We start from the raw sequence: 20,187 nt of genomic DNA on the forward strand, positions 1-20,187 counted from the left end.
AAAGTGAAATTACCAGTGCAGATAAAACATGGTCTTGGCCAGGATCACGATCCCGACCATGTGACAGAACACGCTTAGGTGAATGCGCTTGAAATGGATGGACTTCATGCGTCCGGTGCGTCGCAAGGTCATGGCGGTCAGAAAGTGAGCAAAAACGCTCAACGCCAACAGAATCTTGATGGTCAGGAACAGACCCAAAGTGTTATCAAAAGGGTGGGCCAGCGCCGCGCGGTGATGCCAGGCCAAACCTATCCCGGCGCTGTACAGAACCAACAGAACCCAGGGCATGATGCGCCGGGCACGGTCACCAATGGCAATCTCCAAAGTACGCATGGCCTCTCGTGGCACGTGCTTGCGTATGCCTTCCAGCATCAGGACTTCAAAAAACACCGTGCCGATGAAAAATAGTGCGGCAAACAAATGGAACAGCAGAATCACGGGATAGACAGTCATGGCGTCAAAGCCTCCTGAGACAAGAGTTGGGCATACAAAGAATCGGCCAGACGCTCGCGGGCAGCGGCATCGACAGGGCTGGCAGGCTCAAACAGTTGGCCCTGCCCTTTTTGCAGTAGCAGGCAAGAGTCGGCCACCCGCATCAGTTCGCGAGGTTGATGGCTGACATACAGCAGTGCCGCTCCAGTTTCTTCCAGACAACGCAGGCAGACTTGGGCCAGACTATGGCGCAAGGCCGGGTCCAGGGCACTGAAAGGTTCGTCCAGCAGCAGAAGGTCCGGCTGCAAGGCAAAGGCGCGGGCCAGTGCCACCCGCTGCGCCATGCCACCAGACAACTCCCCCGGCCAGCACTGGGCAACACTGGCCAGCTCTACCTGAGCCAACCAATACATGGCACGCTCTTTGGCTTGAGCAGCCGACAGGCCCTGTGCCCTCAGCGGAATCTGCACGTTATCCAGCACGCTGCGCCAAGGCAGTAAACGAGGCTGCTGAAACACCAGCACGGGGTGACGAAACGGGTTCCAGATCTGGCCGCTATCGGGTTTGATCAGCCCTGCCACCAAACGCAGCAAGGTACTTTTGCCTTCACCACTAGGCCCCAGAACGCCCAGGCGCTGCCCGGCTTTCAAAGTGAAACTTAAATCCTGCAAAACCGGCTTTCGTCCAAACAGGACCTGGACATGGCGTAGCTCAAGCATGGCTGTCCTCCCGCCACTGTCCCAAACGACGCTGCAAGGGTTGCAGCAGAACAAATTCAATCGCGGCCACCAAGCCCAGAATCAACACCACCCAGGCATATAGCTCGGCACTGTCAAAGGTGCTGCGCGCATTGGCCAAGGCATAGCCTGCACCACTTTCTGCGCCCAGCACTTCGGCCATCACCACCAGACGCACACCGCCGCAGCAGGCAATCAACAAGGCAGCCGTCAAGGGAGCCGTTAAAGAAGGCAGATACAGGTGGCGCAGACGACGCCACCAGCCAAAACGATAAACGTGGCTCATCTCGATCAAGTCGCGGTCCACCTGCAACATGCCTTTGACCGTGTTGACGTACATGCCCGGCACCATCATCAGCACCGTCATGAAAATCACCATGCCCGAGCCCAGACCAAACCACAGCATGGCCAGCACAACGACCACCACAGGAGGGATGGCCATCAGCAGCCAGCGCAAAGGCTCCAGCAGGCCACGCAGGCGCGGGCTATGTGCCGCCAGAATCCCCAGCGTAAAACCGATGGAGCAACCCACACTGACGCCGACTGCCACGCGCAAGAGGCTGGCTCCAGCGTCATTCAGAAAGTGGCCGGACATCATCAAACGCGGAATCGCGCGGGCGGTTTCTATAGGCGAGGCCATCAACAAAGGCCCCAGAAACAGGGCGCTGATCTGCCAGCACAGCAAGATCAGCAACACACCCACAACACCCCAGACGCGTGAGCTACGGGCCGTCAAATGAGGCTTGACCTTCATGGCCCATAAAACCCGGCAGCAGGCAGACCACCCCCCAAGGCTTGGGGGTGCTGATCCGCCAGCAATTGATACAGCGCTTCCAGTTGAGGGCGGATTTCACTGGCTGGATGACTATCCAGACGGGTCTTTTCAATCGCAGTTTGAATTGCCGGAACAGGGAACTGAGGCAAATAGCCATGAACCATTTGGGCGCACGCTTGCGGTTGCTGACTGCACCAACGGGCCGACTCGGCATACGCCCGCTCCACAGCCTGATTCAGCTCGGTGTCCTGAGCCACGGTGACGTTAGCCATGACACCGGCTTGGGGCAGTGCCTGTTGCGAAGGGAAAACCTCCGCCCAGGCTTGCTCCAGGCTTTGGCCGCGATGCAGATCTACCTTCTTCTGCTCTGCCTGCCACAAGAGCAAAGAAGCGGTAGGCTCCACCAGCAAGGCCTGATCCCCCTGCCCGGTCAGCATCAAAGCAATGGCATCCTGAGCATCGCGGGTACGGCGCAAGCGCACGGCATCCTTGCCCGGCTCGGCTTGCTTGGCCAGCAAGGTATCCAGCAGAACAGCAGGCAGATCACGCTGGAATGGCACCAGCAGTTCTTTACCAGCCAGATCGCTAAAGTCCTTGACCGCCGGATCTCGGCTGACCAGCCACAAAATCCCCCAGACCGAGATATTCAATTGCTTGACGGCTTGCCCCTTGTTGAACATCAAGGCGGACAAATTGCTGGGTGCGGCGCTGTAATCCACTTCTTTTTTGGCCAGCAAAACACGCAACTGATCCGGGTTTTGCCACAGACGAAATTCCAGCTTGTCCGTGTATTGGCTCAAGGCCTGGGTTTGCGCCATATGCATCAAGGGATAGGACACCACCGCAGCGGGGCCAGCCAGAGTCAGGGACTCGTAGCGGGGCGCGGCCTGGGCACCTGCGACACACAAGGCCAAGAGCAAACCAGCCCAAACACGCCCCGAGATGCGGCGGATGACTATGCCACGGCCATCTCTTTTGGAAATACCCAGCACCGTAGCGCTAAACCGCGCCAAAACCCGCTCCTTAACTGCATCAAAAACGTGAAGCTGTTCCCCGGTTTTTAGATCAGGTTCATCCAGACGGGGCATGGCAGCATGCTTACCCGATACGCCAGCATCGATTGCCCTGGGAACAGCCTGGTTTAAAGTCAGCCCACGCGCGTGGCAGGCTATCGCCTGCTGCCCTCTGTCTGAACGGGCGTTTTTTGCCTGAGGAGCAGCCCAGCGGCAAAACCCTTGATAGCTATATGGCATGAAGATTCGTATAATGAGAACTATTATCAAATGGAAATTCTCCCATCTTCATCTCAGCGCCCAAATGACAAAAGTCAACATGCCCGGCCTGTGCCCCGCTTTGTTTGAATTACTGGCCCGCCACCGCCTCCTTCAAGGTTTGCCCATCGAGGCCATCGAGCATTTGTGCCGTGACGCCTTGGCTCAACACGCCTATCCGGGACAGATCCTGTTCGATGAAGGAGACGAGGCCCGCTATTGCTTGCTGGTCGATAGCGGCCAGGTAGAAATCCTGCGCTATAGCCAAAATGGCGACGAACGTGTTTTTCACGTGTTCGATCCCGGTCAACTGGTGGCGGAAGCGGCCATGTTCATGCCCCACGGCCGCTACCCCATGTGCGCCCGTGCAAGGGGGCCCGTGCATGTTTACAAGCTCTCACGCAGCAGTTTGCAAGAAGCCTGCCGTCGCTGGCCCGACCTGGCCATGAACATGATGGCCGGCCTGAGCAGTGCCTTATATGCACAGGTCAATAAAGTGGACTGGATTTCCGCCAGCTCAGCGGCCGAGCGCCTAGCCAACTACTTGCTGAATCTGCAAGCCCGCCAAGGGGAAAATATCCAGCTTCCCTTGAACCAGCGGCAACTGGCCGCCCATTTGGGCATACGGGCAGAAACCTTGAGCCGTTTGTTTACCGACTGGCAGGCGCGCGGCTATGTCAGTGGCAAACGCAGCGACTGGCAAGTACGCGACCAGGCGCATCTACGACGTTTAGCCAGCCCTGCACAACGCTCCTTTTAAGTAGCCTCAGGCCTATCAACGCAACATCGTCCAACTGAATCCATCAGCCCCTGACGCAGGGCCACAGGCCCCCTCTTTTTTAGTCGCTGCCTTAAAAACGGAGCAAGTGTTCATCGCTGCCTCAAACCAGAAGCAAATTCGCGCCGCCGCCATACCGTCATGACTTTTGTCATTGGAGGACCTTTCAAGCAGACCGAGAATGCCGGCTTTTAGCCCCTTTGCTTGATATCCATGACACACGCGCTGCCGCAGGCCGATTACACCGAAGCCGACATCCGCCAATTGGTGACCCAGTTCTACGCCCAGGTACGGCAAGATGCACAGCTAGGCCCGATTTTTGAACACACGGTGAAAAACTGGGACGAGCACCTGGATATGCTGTGCGATTTCTGGTCGGCCATTTTGCTGGGCACACGCCGCTTCAAGGGCGCCCCCATTGCGCGCCATGCGGCCCTGCCCACCTTATCCTGGCCCTTGTTTGAGCGCTGGCTGGCAATTTTCCACCAAACCACAGCGACGCTGGGCAAACCCGCCCTGCAAGAAAAGGCAAACGCCATGGCAGGCCGCATTGCCGCCAAACTTTGGCAAACCTATCAGGCGCAAAGCAATCAAACACGCCTGCCCGACACCCTGCCCGAAGGGCTGGAACGCTACAGCCAATCCCCCGTTTTCACGCCAGACAATTTGCCCGAGGCCCTACGCCGCGCTCACAACACCAAAGTCGGCACCTGGGGGCTATTGCGGGTCCAAACCGGCGTGCTGCGTTTTGTGCTGGACCAGGAGCCCTTTACCGAAGTGGTCCTGACCGCCGGGCAATGCGTGGCGATTGAGCCCCAGGTCCTGCATCACGTGGAATTCGAGCTGCCCGGCAGCTTCCAGATCGAGTTCTTCAAACAAGCCCGCTGAATTGAAAAAATCCCTTACAAATAGTAGGTGAATACCCGCATCACCGACTACACTTGCGGCTCTGGCGTGAAAACCTCAATAGAATCAAGATTATTCTTGATCAATATGACACGCCCTTCGGGCAGCAACCCATAAGCTCAACGCTTATACTGTTCAACTATAAACCAGGGGCACCGCTCACAAGGCGCCCCCTTCAGATTTCAAACACGAAAACACAATCCTATTGGAGAGCCGCATGGTGAACATGAATCGGCGTCAGTTCTTCAAAGTGACGGGGGCCTCGCTGGCCAGTTCCAGCATGGTTTTGCTGGGCGCTGCGCCCACCCCCGCCATGGCGGAAGTCAGGCAGTACAAACTGACCCGCATGACAGAGACGCGAAATACCTGTCCTTACTGTTCTGTAGCCTGTGGGGTGCTGCTGTACTCCCGTGGTGACGGTGCCATGAATGCCGAGCCCAGTGTGGTTCACATCGAAGGCGACGCGGATCACCCGGTCAACCGCGGCACACTCTGTCCTAAGGGCGCAGGCTTGGTGGATTTCATCAAAAGCCCCAACCGACTCAAATACCCCGAATACCGCGCCGCTGGCTCGGACAAATGGGAACGCATCTCCTGGGAAGACGCTTTCACGCGTATTGCCAAGCTGATGAAAGAAGACCGCGACGCCAACTTCCAGACCACGGCTGAAGACGGCACCGTCGTCAACCGTTGGCTGACCACGGGCATGCTGGCGGCGTCGGCAAGCAGTAACGAAGTGGGCTATATCACCCATAAAGTCATCCGCAGCATGGGTGTACTGGCGTTCGATAACCAAGCACGTGTCTGACACGGCCCGACGGTGGCAGGTCTTGCCCCGACGTTTGGCCGTGGAGCGATGACGAACCATTGGGTCGACATCAAGAACGCGGATATTGTGCTGATTATGGGCGGCAACGCAGCCGAGGCGCACCCCTGTGGGTTCAAATGGGTGACCGAGGCCAAAGCACACAACAATGCAAAACTGATCGTTGTGGATCCACGCTTTACGCGTTCGGCATCCGTGGCGGACTATTACGCACCGATACGTACCGGTAGTGACATCACCTTTCTGGGTGGCGTCATCAAATACCTGCTGGATAACGACAAGATCCAGCACGAATACGTGCGCAACTACACCGATATGCCCTTTATCGTGCGCGAAGACTTTGACTTCGAGCAGGGGCTGTATTCGGGCTACAACGAAGAAAAACGCAGCTACGACCGATCCTCCTGGGACTACGAGCTGGGCGAGGACGGCTATGTCAAAACCGACCCGACCTTGCAACACCCACGCTCGGTGTACCAACTGCTGCGCAAGCACTACGAGCGCTACACGCCCGAGATGGTGGAACGCGTCTGTGGCACGCCCAAGGACAAATTCCTGAAAGTCTGTGAAATGCTGGCCTCGACCGCTGAACCGGGTCGCGCGGGCACCATTTTGTATGCACTGGGCTGGACGCAACACACGATTGGCTCGCAGATCATCCGTACCGGCGCTATGGTGCAGTTGCTGCTGGGCAATATTGGTATTGCCGGCGGTGGCATGAACGCGCTGCGCGGACACTCCAATATTCAGGGTCTGACTGACCTGGGTTTGATGTCCAACCTGCTGCCCGGCTATCTGACCTTGCCCAACCAGGCCGAGCAAGAGTTTGACGGCTACATTGGCGCACGTGCCCTTCAACCGCTACGCCCTAACCAGCTGAGCTACTGGCGCAACTACAAGAAGTTCCACGTCAGCCTGATGAAGGCCTGGTTCGGTGATGCCGCCCAGGCCGAGAACAACTGGGCCTATCACTACCTGCCCAAGCTGGACAAGCTCTACGACATGCTGCAAGTGTTCGAGCTGATGGACGAAGGCAAGATGACGGGCTACATCTGTCAGGGCTTTAACCCCCTGGCGGCAGCACCGTACAAGGCCAAGCTGCTGCGTGGTTTCTCCAAGCTCAAATACATGGTCATCATGGACCCGCTGGTCACGGAAACGTCAGAGTTCTGGAAGAACTATGGCGAACACAATGATGTCGATTCCGCTTCCATCCAGACCGAAGTGTTCCGTCTGCCCACCACCTGTTTCGCCGAGGAAGAAGGCGCACTGGTGAACTCGGGCCGCTGGTTGCAATGGCACTGGAAGGCCGCCAACCCTCCGGGCGAGGCCAAGAGCGACATTGAGATCATGAGTACGCTGTTCACGCATATTCGCTCGCTGTATCAGAAAGAAGGCGGCGCCTTCCCTGACCCGATCCTGAACCTGTCCTGGCCGTACTCCAATCCGGATGATCCAACCGCCGCTGAACTGGCCAAGGAATACTCGGGACGAGCACTGGTTGACCTGGTCGATCCCAAAGATCCGACCAAGATCATACGTAAAGCAGGCGAACAGCTCGATGGCTTTGCCCAATTGCGCGACGACGGCACCACGCTCAGTGGTTGCTGGATCTATGCCGGCGCCTGGACACAGCAAGGCAATATGATGGCTCGCCGAGACAATAGCGATCCAACCGGCATCGGCCAGACGCTGAACTGGGCCTGGGCCTGGCCAGCGAACCGTCGCGTGCTCTACAACCGTGCCTCCTGTGACCTGAACGGCAAACCCTTTGACCCACGCCGCAACCTGGTTCACTGGGACGGCAAGCGCTGGGGGGGGGCAGATGTCCCTGACTACAAGGCCGATGAAAACCCGGCCGATGGCATGGGACCGTTCATCATGAACCCCGAAGGGGTAGCCCGCTTCTTTGCCCGAAAAGGCATGGCAGAAGGCCCCTTCCCCGAGCACTACGAGCCCTTTGAAAGCCCGCTCAGCTACAACCCGCTCAGTCCTGACGAGCCCCGTGCCATTACCAACCCGGCCGCGCGTATCTTCAAGGACGACCTGGCCGCCATGGGTACGGTAGACAAGTTCCCTTATGTGGGCACAACCTACCGCCTGACCGAGCACTTCCACTACTGGACCAAACACGTGGAGCTGAACGCCATCGTGCAGCCTGAACAGTTTGTGGAAATTGGCGAGGAACTGGCCAAGGAAGTGGGCATCGTGCACGGTGACCGCGTCAAGGTGTCCTCCAACCGGGGCTATATCAAAGCCGTGGCGGTGGTGACCAAGCGCATCAAGGCCCTGAACGTGGATGGCAAAGTTGTCCACCAAGTGGGGATCCCGCTGCACTGGGGTTTTGTGGGTCTGGCCCGACCCGGTTTCCTGATCAATGCGCTGACACCGCCCGTCGGGGACGGCAACTCGCAAACGCCGGAAACCAAGGCCTTTCTGGTTCAACTTGAAAAGGTTAAGGAGTAAGCCATGGCCTTGCAATCACTCGATATCAAACGGCGCTCCGCAACCACCACCCCATCGCCCAGCGTGCGCGAGCCCGTGGGCGGGGAGGTGGCCAAGCTGATCGACACCAGTAAGTGCATTGGCTGTAAGGCCTGTCAGGTCGCCTGCATGGAATGGAACGATACGCGCGACGAAATCGGCCACAACGTCGGGGTGTATGACAACCCGGCCGACCTGACCGACAAGTCCTGGACCATCATGCGCTTTGCGGAGTATGAAAACCCCGCTGGCGATCTGGAATGGCTGATTCGCAAAGACGGCTGTATGCACTGCGAGGATCCGGGCTGTCTGAAGGCCTGTCCCTCGCCGGGCGCCATCGTGCAGTACACCAACGGCATTGTGGATTTCCACGAGGAAAACTGCATTGGCTGCGGCTACTGCGTGACCGGTTGTCCTTTCGATGTGCCCCGCATTTCGGAAAAGGACAAGAAAGCCTACAAGTGCACCTTGTGTTCAGACCGTGTCGCGGTCGGACAGGAACCGGCCTGTGCCAAGACCTGTCCGACCGGCGCGATTGTGTTCGGTACGAAAGAAGACATGCAGCACCACGCTGCAGAGCGTATCGAAGACCTGAAATCGCGTGGCTTTGAAAACGCCGGTCTGTACGACCCGGCTGGAGTGGGTGGCACCCACGTCATGTATGTGCTGCATCATGCCGACAAGCCCGAGCTGTACAGCGATCTGCCCAAGGACCCGCAAATCAGCCCGATGGTCTCGCTCTGGAAGGGGGTAGCCAAACCGCTGGGGGTTGCGGCTATGGCACTGACCGCCCTGATTGGTTTCTTCCACTACATCCGAACCGGTCCTAACGAGACTGACGAGGAAGACGAGCGCCGCGCCGATGAGGACGCCCGCAAGATCCAGGAGGCTCACCATGACTGATCACAACCGCAAGGGCATGATTCAGCGCTACACCACCAGTCAGCGCATTAATCACTGGATCATTGCCATGAGCTTTGTGCTGCTGGCCTTGTCCGGGCTGGCGCTGTTTCATCCGTCAATGTACTGGCTGACCAATCTGTTTGGTGGCGGCCCGTGGACACGCATTCTTCACCCGTTTATTGGCGTGGTGATGTTTGTGTGCTTTTTCCTGTTTGCAGCGCGCATGGTACGGCACAATATGTTCTCCAAGGGTGACGCGGCCTGGCTGCGTCACTTCAAGGACGTACTGAACGCCAAGGACGAGCGCATCCCCGAAGTAGGCCGTTACAACGCCGGGCAAAAGATCCTGTTTTTTGCCCTGGTGATCTTCATGATCGGCCTGCTGGCAACCGGTGTGGTGATGTGGCGCGAATACTTTTCCGCCTTCTTCCCCATCTGGGCTATCCGCCTGGCCTCCGTGCTGCATGCGGTCTGCGCCCTGCTGATGATTTGCGCGATTATCGTGCACATCTACGCCGGTATCTGGGTAAAGGGTTCGGTCAAAGCCATGACCCGTGGCACGGTCACCCGTGCCTGGGCCTGGAAACACCACCGCGCCTGGTTCCGTGAAGAAATGGAAAAAGGTCCCAGCCGTCCTGCTGAATAAGCGGGGCTCTGTTTTATCAGCAACCCGGCTGCCATGCGCCATTTCGGGCATGGCAGTCTTGTTTTCAGGAGTCTGTCTTGCAACGCATCCTTCCGCGCGGCGAAATCGAAAGTCTGGACCACACTTCCATCCCCCGACTGCGCCTGCCTGTGCGAGCCAGCGTCTTTGCAGACCGGGCAGCACGTCTGCGTCAATTGTCTGCCGACAATCCCGTCGGTGCCTACCTGCTCTTGCTGGCGCATCTGGTGGACGGGCAGCACAAGCAGCTCACTGCGCTTGCCCCCGCCGAACTGCCCGCTGATGTGCTGGAAACGGCACAACGCCACGGCATGCCGCCCTTGCTGGCCTCGGGCTGGAAGCGCGATCCGCAGTGGCTCAGTATTCTGAGCAACCTGCTCAATCACATGATCCAGACCTCGGATGTGCCTGCTGCCGCCCAAGAGGTTTGCCAGGGTCTGCTTAAAAAGGCCGAGTCCAACCCGCAAAAGCTGGAAGATCTGGCTGACGCGATTCTGGCCGAGCAATTGCCTGAACAAGACGGTGCCGCTGCACCTTTTGTCATGGCCGCCTTGCAGGTCTACTGGACGCATCTGGCCTGCTCGCTGACCGAAGGCCAACTGTCTGTGACCAGCCCCTTTGGCGTATGTCCGTCCTGCGGCAGCCTGCCCGTATCCAGCGTGGTACGTGTGGGTGGTCGTGAAGATGGTTGCCGCTATATGTGCTGCCCACGCTGCAGCGTGGAATGGCATCTGGTACGTGTGACCTGCTCGCACTGCGAAAGCACTAAAAGCGTGGCTTACCACGCCATTGAAGATGGCCCGGAAGGCATCAAGGCCGAGTCCTGCGACAACTGCCATACCTACCGCAAAATCTTCTACCAGGAAAAGCAGTTGGGCATAGACCCGGTGGCGGACGACCTGGCCAGTCTGGCTCTGGACGTTTTGATGGGCGAAGAAGGCTATTCCCGCGCCAGCGGCAATCCGCTTCTTTGGCAGCAGTCTTAAGCTAAGATTCCCCTACGCCTTGTACGCAAGGCGTAGCTGACGGACCCTGCCCATAGACTCAAATGCCTGCCTTTGAATGATGAGCCCTACTCCTGAACTCTCCCCCGCCCATATCCCTTCCCTGGATCGCTTACTGCGCTCGCCAGAGTTCGAGCCTTTACTAAGCCAGTTCGGTCACACACGCCTCAGTCAAAGCACTCGCGCCCATTTGCAAGTACTGCGGGATACGTTGTTCAAGGGAGCACTACGTCCTCAGGACCTGGCGCCCGCCCAGCTCGCCCAAGCACTGCAGGCCAAGCTACAAGAAGCATCCCGACTGCAGCTGCGCCCGGTTTTCAATCTGACCGGCACCGTGCTGCACACCAATCTTGGGCGTGCGATGCTACCGGATGAAGCCATCCAGGCTGTCGTCCAGGCCATGCGTTCACCCGCCAATCTGGAATTTGACCTGCAAACCGGTGGCCGAGGCGACCGGGATGACCTGATCAACCCCTTGCTTTGCGAACTGACTGGTGCTGAAGCCGCCACGGTGGTCAACAATAACGCCGCCGCCGTGCTGCTGATGCTCAGCACCCTGAGCCCCCGGCGCGAAACCGTGGTGTCGCGCGGCGAACTGGTAGAAATTGGCGGTGCCTTCCGTATCCCTGACATCATGAAGCGTGCCGGTGCCCGCCTGCATGAAGTGGGCACCACCAACCGTACCCACGCAGCCGACTACGAAAACGCCATCAACGAGCGCAGCGCCATGTTGATGAAGGTGCATTGCAGCAACTACGCCGTCAAAGGTTTCACCAAAAGCGTTTCTGTCCAGGAAGTGGCACAGATCGCCAAGAAGCACGGCCTGCCCACCAGCGTGGATCTGGGCAGCGGTACCTTGGTGGATCTCAGCCAATGGGGCCTGCCGCCCGAACCCACCGTGCGTGAAACCATCGAAGCCGGGGCCGATATCGTGACCTTCAGCGGCGACAAGTTGCTGGGTGGCCCCCAGGCCGGTCTGATCGTAGGCCGCGCAGACCTGATCGCCAAGATCAAGAAGAACCCGCTCAAACGCGCTTTGCGTGTAGGCAAAATCACACTGGCCGCGCTGGAACCGGTACTGGCCTTATACCGTTCGCCCGAGCGCCTACCCGAACACCTGACCACCCTTCGTTTGCTGACCCGGCCATCGGCGCAGATGCGCGCCCAGGCGCTACGTTTGGCACCAGCCTTGCAGCAATGGGTGGGGACACAATTTGCAGTCGAACCCACTGCGATGCTGAGCCAGATTGGCAGCGGTGCTTTGCCCGAAGACGTGCTGCCCAGCTTTGGACTGCGCTTTGCCTACCAAGGCACAGGCCGTCCGGGTCGCCATCTGACAGAGCTGGAAAAACGCCTGCGTACCTTGCCCCAACCCGTTATCGGGCGCATTGCGCAAGATGCCTTTTGGCTGGACCTGCGCTGTTTGGAAGAACAATTTGAAGCTGACTTCAGCGCACAACTGATCTGCGAGCAAGCATGATTGTTGGTACTGCAGGACATATTGATCACGGCAAAACCACCTTGATCCGCGCCTTGACGGGTGTGGATACCGACCGTCTGGAAGAGGAAAAAAAGCGCGGTATCTCCATCCAGTTGGGCTATGCCTATACGCCCTTACCCGACGGGCAGATTCTGGGATTTATTGATGTTCCCGGCCACGAGCGTCTGGTACACACCATGGTCGCAGGTGCAACCGGCATTGATTTTGGCCTGCTGATCGTGGCCGTAGATGATGGCGTCATGCCGCAAACCCGCGAGCATTTGGCGGTGCTGCAACTACTGGGTTTAGACGCCGGAGCCATCGTGCTGAGCAAGGCGGATCGCGCCGATGCCGCTCGGATTGAAACCGTCAAAGCCCAGCTGCAAACACTTGTCCAAGGAAGTTTTCTGGACAATGCGCCCGTCTTCGTTGTCGATGCCCTGTCCGAGGACAAACCCGGTCTGGAAGCGTTACGCCAGCATCTGCACACACAGGCCTTGCAATCCACCACACAAGATGGCCAAGGCTATTTCCGTCTGGCCATTGACCGTGTTTTTACCCTGCAAGGCCACGGCACGGTCGTGACCGGCACGGTACACGACGGCGTGCTGGATCTGGATGGCCCGGCGATGGACTTGCGCCTGATGCCACGGGGCACGCCAGTGCGAGTACGCAGTATTCATGCCCAGAACCAGGCCTCGCGCCAGGCCCGAGCCGGCCAGCGTTGCGCCCTGAACCTGGGTGGAATTGATGTACAGGATATCGAGCGTGGTGACTGGCTGGCCGACGCCCGCTGCTTCATCCCCTCCACTCGTATCGACGTGGAACTGAGCCTGCTGGACAAAGATATTCCCGCCCTACGCACCTGGTCGCCCTGGCATGTCCACATGGGGGCCGCTCACCTGACGGCCCATGCCGTGCCTTTGGATGGCGAATCCTTGCAGCCCGGCCAGACCGGCAAAGTCCAACTGGTCTTTGACCGTCCCATCTGCACCGTAACGGGCGAGCGTTTTATCCTGCGTAATGCCCAGGCCAGCGAAACGGTCGGCGGCGGGATTGTGCTGGACCCGAATGCACCGGACCGCAAACGACGCTCTACGACGCGTCTTGCCTGGCTGGAGGCCTTGGCACAATGGACGCGCGGCGGACCATTGGAGGGCCTGCTGGCCCACGCACCTTACGGTCTGGACGAAGCGACACTGCTGCGTCTGTCGGGAGGATCTCAACACGGCTTGAGCGCCCCTGCCAATGCCCGCTGGCGCACCGGATCTCGCCCACAAAGTCAGCCTATCTTGCTAAGTAATGCGCGCCTGGAAACGCTGTGTCAGCACATAGAAAGCGTGGTGCTGCAGTATCACGAGCGCAATCCGGACGAACCGGGCCTGTCCATCAGCCGCTTGCGACGCATGGCCGCCCCCACCATGCCCGACGCCATCTGGCAACTGCTGACCGAGCACCTGCTGGCGGAACAGCGCTTGGCCCGCCAAGGGGCCTGGTTGCATACGCCGGGACACCGCGTCACCCTGAGTCCCGAAGATGAAGCCCTGGCTGCCGCCCTGCTGCCCTTGATCGAGGCAGGCCGCTTCGATCCTCCGTGGACACGCGATCTGGCCAAAGCAACCGAGTACCCGGAAGACCAGACTCGCAACGTGCTGCGCCGACTGGTGCGCCAAGGCGAACTGTTTCAGATCGTGCACGACCTGTTCTACCACCGTCGCCAAATCGCAGTCTTGGCCCATATCGTCAAGGAGCTGCACAGCGGCCAGGGCGTCAGCGCCGCGCAGTTCCGGGACGCAACGGGGTTGGGCCGCAAACGGGCCATTCAGATTCTGGAATTTTTTGATCGCGTCGGCTATACACGACGTGTACGTGATCGCCACGTCTTACGCGGCGAAGCCTGGACACAAGCTGACTGATGCAGCGTGTTGATCATAGGCTTGATCGTTGAAGCGTAATCGGCCCTAACGTATGATAGGGCCTCTTGAAGGAAAGCATTCGTGCCCGGTGGCACGGCCGGGCTTCAAACCCGGTTGGGGGCGTCAGACGTTCCCAGGTAGGTTCGACTCCTGCTGCTTTCCGCCAATTTCTGCAGCGGCCTCCAGCACACTGGCAGGCCCTGAACTACGGTAACGTCTGTGTGGGCTCAGCCTGCGCCTCAGGCGTTGAACGACGCCCTGCTGTCGGCCCCGAGTCAGAGCACGTCACCGCCAGTACCTGCGCTTGTTGATCCCCCAAGCTAAGCACACTGTGGGGAAGCTCCGAGTCAAAGTAAACGGAATCGCCCGTCTCCAAGGTCATGCTGTACTCTGCAATGGTCACTTGCACTTGCCCTTGAATCACAAACAAAAACTCTTCTCCCCCATGCGGGAAGGTTGGCGCAGGCTGCTGGTGATCATGCGGAGGGTAAATGACAAAGGGATCCATCAAACGAAAGCGTCGCCGCCCGGCCATGCTCTCGTAACGGTAAGCGCTATGGCCGGCTACGCTGGGCAAGGGCATACGATCGTGCCGCCGCACGACACACACACTTTCGTCTTGATCCAGATCCGCCTCTCCGATCAACTGCGACACCCCCATGCCATACGCCTGAGCCAACTTGACCACAGTCGAGATGGACGGCGCACTGACGGCCCGCTCCAGCTTGGACAAATAACTTTTAGTCAGACCAGTACGCTGAGCCAATTGCTCCAGCGACAAGCCATGTTGGCGACGCAGAGCGCGCAAGCGAAAGGGAAGATGGGTCATGTGGGCTAAAAAGAGGTGTGGCGCCCGAGGCCAGCCTCAGGGCGCGTAGAAAAAAGCAGCCTCTTATTCTACTCAAAAACATCCGTATGGCGTTTCAGCGCTTTACGGGCATAGTATTCAAAGCCGATCTCGGAGCGACGCGGCCTCAAAATCCAGTCATGAGCCTCCCGACCCAATTCCGGCGCAATAGGCTGAATCTTTCCGGCGGACATCGCCAACAGTTGCATGCGCGCAGTACGCTCAAATTGCAAAGCCAGAACACAAGCCTCTTCTACTGAGGCCGCTGCCACCAACATGCCATGGTGTGACAACAAAATGGCGCGTTTATCGCCTAAGGCCTCAGCAATGATCTGCCCTTCTTCATTGCCCACGGGCACACCAGGCCAATCTTTCAGGAATGCACAGTCCTCATACAAGGGGCAGTTGTCCATATGAGAGACCTCTAGCGGCACCTCCAGCATGGACAGGGCGGCCACATGCAGGGGGTGCGTATGAATGATGCAGTTCACATCGGGTCGAGCACGATACACCCAGGAGTGAAAGCGGTTTGCCGGATTAGGCATGCCGTACCCTTTCAACACGGTCAGGTCCTCGTCCACCAACAAAACATTCGTCGAGGTGATCTCATCAAAACCCAGGCCCAACTGCTGGGTAAAGTACGTGCCCTCCTGTTCCCCGCGTGCGGTGATCTGGCCAGCCAGCCCGGAGTCATGGCCACCATCAAAAAGAATACGGCAAGTCAGCGCAAGCTTTTCGGGAACACTGCGTTCAGGGATTTCAAAAATTGCCTGCATCTGACTTTGTGCCTGTTCAATCAGCACAGATTTAGACAAGCTCATGGTGTCACTCATAACCACTCCTTTTGTAAATGACAATCCTGCTCACAACAGCGGGACATAGCCCGCCAGGGCCTGCATACGTTCAAGCCAACGTCGGACCGATGGATAGCAGCGCAGCTCATAACCACCTTGCTGCGCCATACAGGTATAGGGAAACAAGGCAACATCCGCGATGCTGGGCCTGTCTCCAACAAAATAGCGATGTCGCTGCAAATGCGCCTCCATATGAGCCAGAGCCTTGTTGCCCTGTTCACGCCACGCCAACACCGCAGGAGCATCCACCGCCATCGTGCCGCGCAATGTCACCCACAGTCTTGGCTGGGCAAGGTTGGCCATATGCTGCGTCTGCTCAAAAGACAACCACTGCAAAACCTGTGCCTGGGCCAGTGCATCGGCGGGCAAGAACGCCGTACCCTGTGCCAAATACCACAAGATGGCGGCCGACTCCGCCAGCCAGGGCCCCTCCCGAGTCCGCAATACCGGCACCTGTTCCCAAGGGTTGATACGCCGAAACGCCTCGGTATCCAGATCCCCCTCCACGATGGACAGGCTGCGCCGCTGTAGCGCTATACCCAAATAGCCGCACAGCAGTCGTACCTTCCAGCCATTGCCGGTATAGATCGTGTCGATAAGCTCCAGTGCCGGTTGGTTCATCGTCTGCTCCTTACTCCAGACTGATGTCTGCGGTCTGCACAATACGCTGCCACTTGCTGCGCTCGGCCGCGATAAAGTGTTGGTACTCGTCCTGGGTTCCGGTGTAGACCTGACTGCCTTGCTGCTCCAGATGAGCTTTGAACTGCGGGTCAGCCAGTGTCTTTTGCAATGCCGTCTCCAACACTGCAACGATCTGCGGTGGCGTACCGGGTGGAGCCAGCAACACGTTCCAGGAACTGATGCGCAGCTCAGGTGCACCCAACTCCGCGCTGGAAGGGACATCAGGAGCAGCCGGGGAACGCTGACTATCAGCCAAGACCAGGGCGTGAAGCTTGCCCGCCTTCACTTGCGGCATGATCACTGGAATGGCATCCATCACCATGTCAGCATGGCGGCCCACCACCGCGCTGACCGCTTCCCCCCCGCTCTTGAAGGGAATATGCCGCACATCAAGTTTCTCCGTTAGCTTGAACAGTTCAATCCCTAAATGTGGAGAACTCCCGACTCCTGCTGACCCAAAGTTCAGCAGACCCGGCTCCTGCCGGGCATGGCTGACCAGTTGGGCGTAGGTCTCTGTACCCAGATCCGAACGAACTGCCAGCACATACGGAGACCCCGTCACCATACCGATAGGCACAAAAGCGTGTGGGTCGTAGTTGATCTTGGAGGCCAGCAAGGGATTGACCACCTGTGTGCCTACGGTCCCCATGAACACGGTGTACCCGTCCGCCTTGGCATTTTGCGCGGCCTGAGCGGCGATCATGCCGCCAGCACCGGCCCTATTTTCAACAATCACGGTCTGATCCAACTCCTTACCCAACTGCTGGGCAAGAAGGCGTGCCACCAGGTCTGTAATGCCTCCTGCGCCAAAGGGCACGATCAAACGCAACGGCTGGGCGGGAAACGTCGTTGCCTGCGCCGACCCCGCAATCATCATCAAGGCCGCCCACCCGGCCATCGCTAAACCAAAAATCTTTTTCATGAAGTGTCTCCTGAACTTTTTAAGTTTGAATTGTTCAGGACACATTCTCATCAAAAATGACCCGTCGTGTCAAATAAAGAAATTAATGTCCTTCAAGACTTCTATCAGGACCAAGAAAAGAGGCGGCATGCTTATTTTCAGGACTCATACCGCTTTCCTAGGCATGACACCTTTCTGAAAAAAAACAGAATTTTTCCTATAGAACAACGATTGTCCAGAACACCATCGAAGGCTCGTCCGTGCAGCCCGTGTTTCTGACACCACACATTCGTCAGCTTTCTCGACAAGCAACACATTTTTAAACAAAATGCTGATTGCGAACAATTCTCATTATATTTATCGTTATCAGGGAAGAGATTATGAATGTATTGACGCTCCCGGCTCGCCGCCCGATCTTTGCATTAGGCCTGCTCGCCACGGCCTTGGCAGCCAGTTTCAATGCGCAGGCACAAACCTCCAGCGTGCGTGGTGGGGTCACCTCACTAGAAGAAATCCGTGTCTTGCCATCGGCAGAAGAAGCCGTCAAACAGGCTCCTGGCGTGTCCACTATCACCGCCGACGATATTGAAAAACGTCCTCCCGCCAACGATCTGTCCGAACTGATCCGCACCATGCCCGGTGTGAACCTGACCGGGAACAGCCCATCGGGCTCCTACGGCAATAGCCGCCAGATCGACTTACGCGGCATGGGTCCGGAAAACACCTTGATCCTGATTGACGGCAAGCCCGTGAGCTCTCGGGACTCCATTCGCATGGGGCGTAACGGGGAACGTAATACCCGTGGCGACAGTAACTGGGTCCCTGTCAACGCCATCGAACGCATTGAAGTGTTGCGTGGGCCGGCAGCCGCGCGCTACGGCTCCGGTGCCGCCGGTGGTGTGGTGAACATCATCACAAAAGCGCCTACCGACACCTTTTCCGGCTCGGTAACCGCCTATGGCTTAATCCCCGAGGACAGCGATTACGGCTCCACACGTCGCACCGGCTTTAACCTGTCTGGCCCCATCGCCGACAAACTGTCTTTCCGCGTCTACGGCAATATCGCCAAAACCGATGCAGACAAACCTGCCTTGAACGCTAAATCCTCCGGCATTAATGTCAGCGAAACAAACGTGCCTCCAGCAGGCCGCGAAGGTGTGCGTAACAAGGACATCAACGGCCTGGTCCGCCTGGATATCAACCGCGACCATCGCCTGGAACTGGAAGGCTCATTTAGTCGCCAAGGCAATATTTTTGCTGGCGAGCGTCTGTTCACCAACGGCAATGCCACCATCGCTTCACTGGCCGATGACGGGGCCGAAACCAACATCATGTATCGCCGCGCTGGATCGTTGAGCCACTATGGGGACTATGGCCAAGGCCGTCGTTCGCGGCTTACCTTTGCCTATGAAGGCACCACCAACTCCCGCTTGAATGAAGGGCTGGCCGGAGGTGGCGAAGGCAGTATCTCCAACCCTGGCGCAGGTTCCGTATCAGAGTTGCGTTCGTTGAACCTGTCCGGCGAATACAACACGCCCTTACAGATCGCCAACAAGCACGTGCTGATGACCGTGGGTTTTGAACACCGCGACCAACGCCTGGATGATGACTACGCCACCCGCTCTGGCCAGACCATCAACAAGAACGCTGACTCCAAAAGCAAGGCTCGCACCACTGCCGCCTATGTGGAAGGCAATATCGAGCTGACTGAAGCACTGACCGTCACCCCCGGTGTCCGCTTTGATCACCACAGCAAGTTTGGCGACAACTGGAGCCCCAGTCTGAACGCCTCCTACTTCCTGACCGACCATCTGACCCTGAAAGGCGGTATTGCCCGCGCTTTCAAAGCACCTAACCTGTACCAGTCCAACCCCAACTACCTGTACCAGACGCGCGGTAACGGTTGCCCGTACGACCCCGTAACAGGCCAACGCGTGAGCGGCCCTTGCTACATCTTCGGTAACGACGATCTGTCACCCGAGCGCAGCATCAACAAGGAAATTGGTCTGGCCTACGACAAGGCCGGCTGGGCAGCAGGGCTGACGTACTTTCAGAACGACTACAGCAACAAGATTGTGGCCGATATGGGCGACCAGACTATTCCGGATGCGGTGAACATCGGCGGCTCGCTGGTGCGTCCCTTCCAGTGGGTGAACTCCGGCAAGGCCGTGATCCGTGGTCTGGAAGGCAATCTGACCATCCCGATCCTGGGCGAGAACGGCGAGACACTGAGCCTGAGCAATAACCTGACTTACATGATCACCAACAAGTCCAAGGAAACGAATCAGCCTTTGACTGTCATTCCACGCTACACCCTGAACAGCACGCTGGATTGGCGCGTGAACGACAAGCTGTCCATGCTGGCAACCGCCACCCTGTATGGCAAGCAAAAGCCACGCTCACAGAACCTGTCCAATAACTCGACCGTCACAGGCGATGGTCTGCGTGAACGTGGTTCGTATGCCATCTTCGGCCTGAGCGGTGCTTATCAAGTGACCAAGTCCACCCATATCCGCCTGGGCGTCAACAACCTGTTCGACAAGCGCTTGTACCGTGAAGACTCCGGTAGCGGCCAAGGTGCCAACACCTATAACGAGCCTGGCCGTCAATACTACGCAACCTTGACGGCCAGCTTCTAAGGCGTCTGGCTGTACCCCGGACGCTTTCGGGGGTCCGGATGACTTCTTGTTGTATCAGCCCCTGCCCTTCCCAACGGGAGCAGCGGGGG

The 20,187-nt window shown here is 58.1% G+C and carries 17 protein-coding genes and 1 tRNA gene; 10 read left to right on the forward strand and 8 right to left on the reverse strand.

Features of this window, described 5'->3' with window-relative positions; translation table 11 throughout:
- Positions 1–9: 9 nt before the first annotated feature.
- Genes OKX01_RS17065 through OKX01_RS17080 form a run of 4 tightly spaced genes read right to left on the reverse strand, consistent with a single transcriptional unit; the run spans position 10 to position 3,032 of the window.
- A complete protein-coding gene (locus tag OKX01_RS17065; RefSeq protein ID WP_264672143.1) occupies positions 10–453 on the reverse strand; it encodes a CopD family copper resistance protein in 444 nt (147 codons plus the stop codon).
- Positions 450–1,151 carry an ABC transporter ATP-binding protein gene (locus OKX01_RS17070; protein ID WP_264672144.1) on the reverse strand — a complete coding sequence of 234 codons (702 nt, stop codon included), beginning with the start codon at positions 1,149–1,151 and terminating at the stop codon, positions 450–452. Before OKX01_RS17070 ends, OKX01_RS17065 begins: the two co-directional genes overlap by 4 nt.
- The gene (locus tag OKX01_RS17075) at positions 1,144–1,923 is read right to left on the reverse strand and encodes an ABC transporter permease (protein WP_094197932.1); all 780 of its coding nucleotides are present in this window, start codon (positions 1,921–1,923) and stop codon (positions 1,144–1,146) included. The genes OKX01_RS17070 and OKX01_RS17075 overlap by 8 nt, the downstream gene beginning before the upstream one ends.
- Complete coding sequence (locus tag OKX01_RS17080; RefSeq protein WP_238988608.1) at positions 1,920–3,032, reverse strand: ABC transporter substrate-binding protein; 1,113 nt, start codon at positions 3,030–3,032, stop codon at positions 1,920–1,922. Before OKX01_RS17080 ends, OKX01_RS17075 begins: the two co-directional genes overlap by 4 nt.
- Before the next feature lie 229 nt (positions 3,033–3,261).
- Here OKX01_RS17080 and OKX01_RS17085 point away from each other — a divergent pair, with 229 nt between their 5' ends.
- From OKX01_RS17085 to OKX01_RS17125, 9 genes are all read left to right on the forward strand, one after another.
- Positions 3,262–3,975 carry a Crp/Fnr family transcriptional regulator gene (locus OKX01_RS17085; protein ID WP_264672145.1) on the forward strand — a complete coding sequence of 238 codons (714 nt, stop codon included), beginning with the start codon at positions 3,262–3,264 and terminating at the stop codon, positions 3,973–3,975.
- A gap of 231 nt (positions 3,976–4,206) precedes the next feature.
- Positions 4,207–4,881, forward strand: a complete 675-nt coding sequence (locus tag OKX01_RS17090) for a DUF1971 domain-containing protein (protein ID WP_264672146.1) — start codon at positions 4,207–4,209, stop codon at positions 4,879–4,881.
- 235 nt (positions 4,882–5,116) lie between these two features.
- Positions 5,117–8,191, forward strand: a complete 3,075-nt coding sequence (gene fdnG, locus OKX01_RS17095) for a formate dehydrogenase-N subunit alpha (protein ID WP_159063960.1) — start codon at positions 5,117–5,119, stop codon at positions 8,189–8,191.
- A 3-nt stretch (positions 8,192–8,194) separates the two neighbouring features.
- Positions 8,195–9,112, forward strand: coding sequence for a formate dehydrogenase subunit beta (fdxH, locus tag OKX01_RS17100; protein ID WP_021447214.1), 918 nt, complete (start codon positions 8,195–8,197; stop codon positions 9,110–9,112).
- Positions 9,105–9,758 (forward strand): formate dehydrogenase subunit gamma, encoded by a 654-nt coding sequence (locus OKX01_RS17105; RefSeq protein WP_108728432.1) that lies wholly within the window; start codon positions 9,105–9,107, stop codon positions 9,756–9,758. Before fdxH ends, OKX01_RS17105 begins: the two co-directional genes overlap by 8 nt.
- A gap of 77 nt (positions 9,759–9,835) precedes the next feature.
- Complete coding sequence (gene fdhE, locus OKX01_RS17110) at positions 9,836–10,762, forward strand: formate dehydrogenase accessory protein FdhE (protein WP_264672147.1); 927 nt, start codon at positions 9,836–9,838, stop codon at positions 10,760–10,762.
- A 79-nt stretch (positions 10,763–10,841) separates the two neighbouring features.
- Entirely contained in the window at positions 10,842–12,260 is a 1,419-nt protein-coding gene (gene selA, locus OKX01_RS17115) for an L-seryl-tRNA(Sec) selenium transferase (RefSeq protein ID WP_264672888.1), read from the forward strand.
- Positions 12,257–14,176: a selenocysteine-specific translation elongation factor gene (gene selB / locus OKX01_RS17120; protein ID WP_264672148.1), complete on the forward strand. Its 1,920-nt coding sequence runs from the start codon at positions 12,257–12,259 to the stop codon at positions 14,174–14,176. Before selA ends, selB begins: the two co-directional genes overlap by 4 nt.
- A 70-nt stretch (positions 14,177–14,246) precedes the next feature.
- Positions 14,247–14,342: transfer RNA gene (locus tag OKX01_RS17125), tRNA-Sec, on the forward strand.
- 39 nt (positions 14,343–14,381) lie between these two features.
- Here the strand turns inward: OKX01_RS17125 and OKX01_RS17130 are convergent.
- The 4 genes from OKX01_RS17130 to OKX01_RS17145 form a co-directional block, all read right to left on the reverse strand.
- The gene (locus tag OKX01_RS17130) at positions 14,382–15,005 is read right to left on the reverse strand and encodes a helix-turn-helix domain-containing protein (protein WP_264672149.1); all 624 of its coding nucleotides are present in this window, start codon (positions 15,003–15,005) and stop codon (positions 14,382–14,384) included.
- Between the two features lie 68 nt (positions 15,006–15,073).
- Entirely contained in the window at positions 15,074–15,856 is a 783-nt protein-coding gene (locus OKX01_RS17135; RefSeq protein ID WP_094197943.1) for an aldolase, read from the reverse strand.
- A gap of 30 nt (positions 15,857–15,886) precedes the next feature.
- Complete coding sequence (locus OKX01_RS17140; protein WP_264672150.1) at positions 15,887–16,498, reverse strand: glutathione S-transferase family protein; 612 nt, start codon at positions 16,496–16,498, stop codon at positions 15,887–15,889.
- Between the two features lie 10 nt (positions 16,499–16,508).
- Positions 16,509–17,480: a Bug family tripartite tricarboxylate transporter substrate binding protein gene (locus OKX01_RS17145; RefSeq protein WP_264672151.1), complete on the reverse strand. Its 972-nt coding sequence runs from the start codon at positions 17,478–17,480 to the stop codon at positions 16,509–16,511.
- A gap of 359 nt (positions 17,481–17,839) precedes the next feature.
- Between OKX01_RS17145 and OKX01_RS17150 the strand changes: the two genes are divergently transcribed.
- Positions 17,840–20,098, forward strand: a complete 2,259-nt coding sequence (locus tag OKX01_RS17150) for a FepA family TonB-dependent siderophore receptor (RefSeq protein WP_108728428.1) — start codon at positions 17,840–17,842, stop codon at positions 20,096–20,098.
- Positions 20,099–20,187: the final 89 nt, after the last annotated feature.

The organism is Alcaligenes sp. SMD-FA (genome assembly GCF_025960365.1).
Taxonomy (GTDB): domain Bacteria; phylum Pseudomonadota; class Gammaproteobacteria; order Burkholderiales; family Burkholderiaceae_B; genus Alcaligenes; species Alcaligenes aquatilis.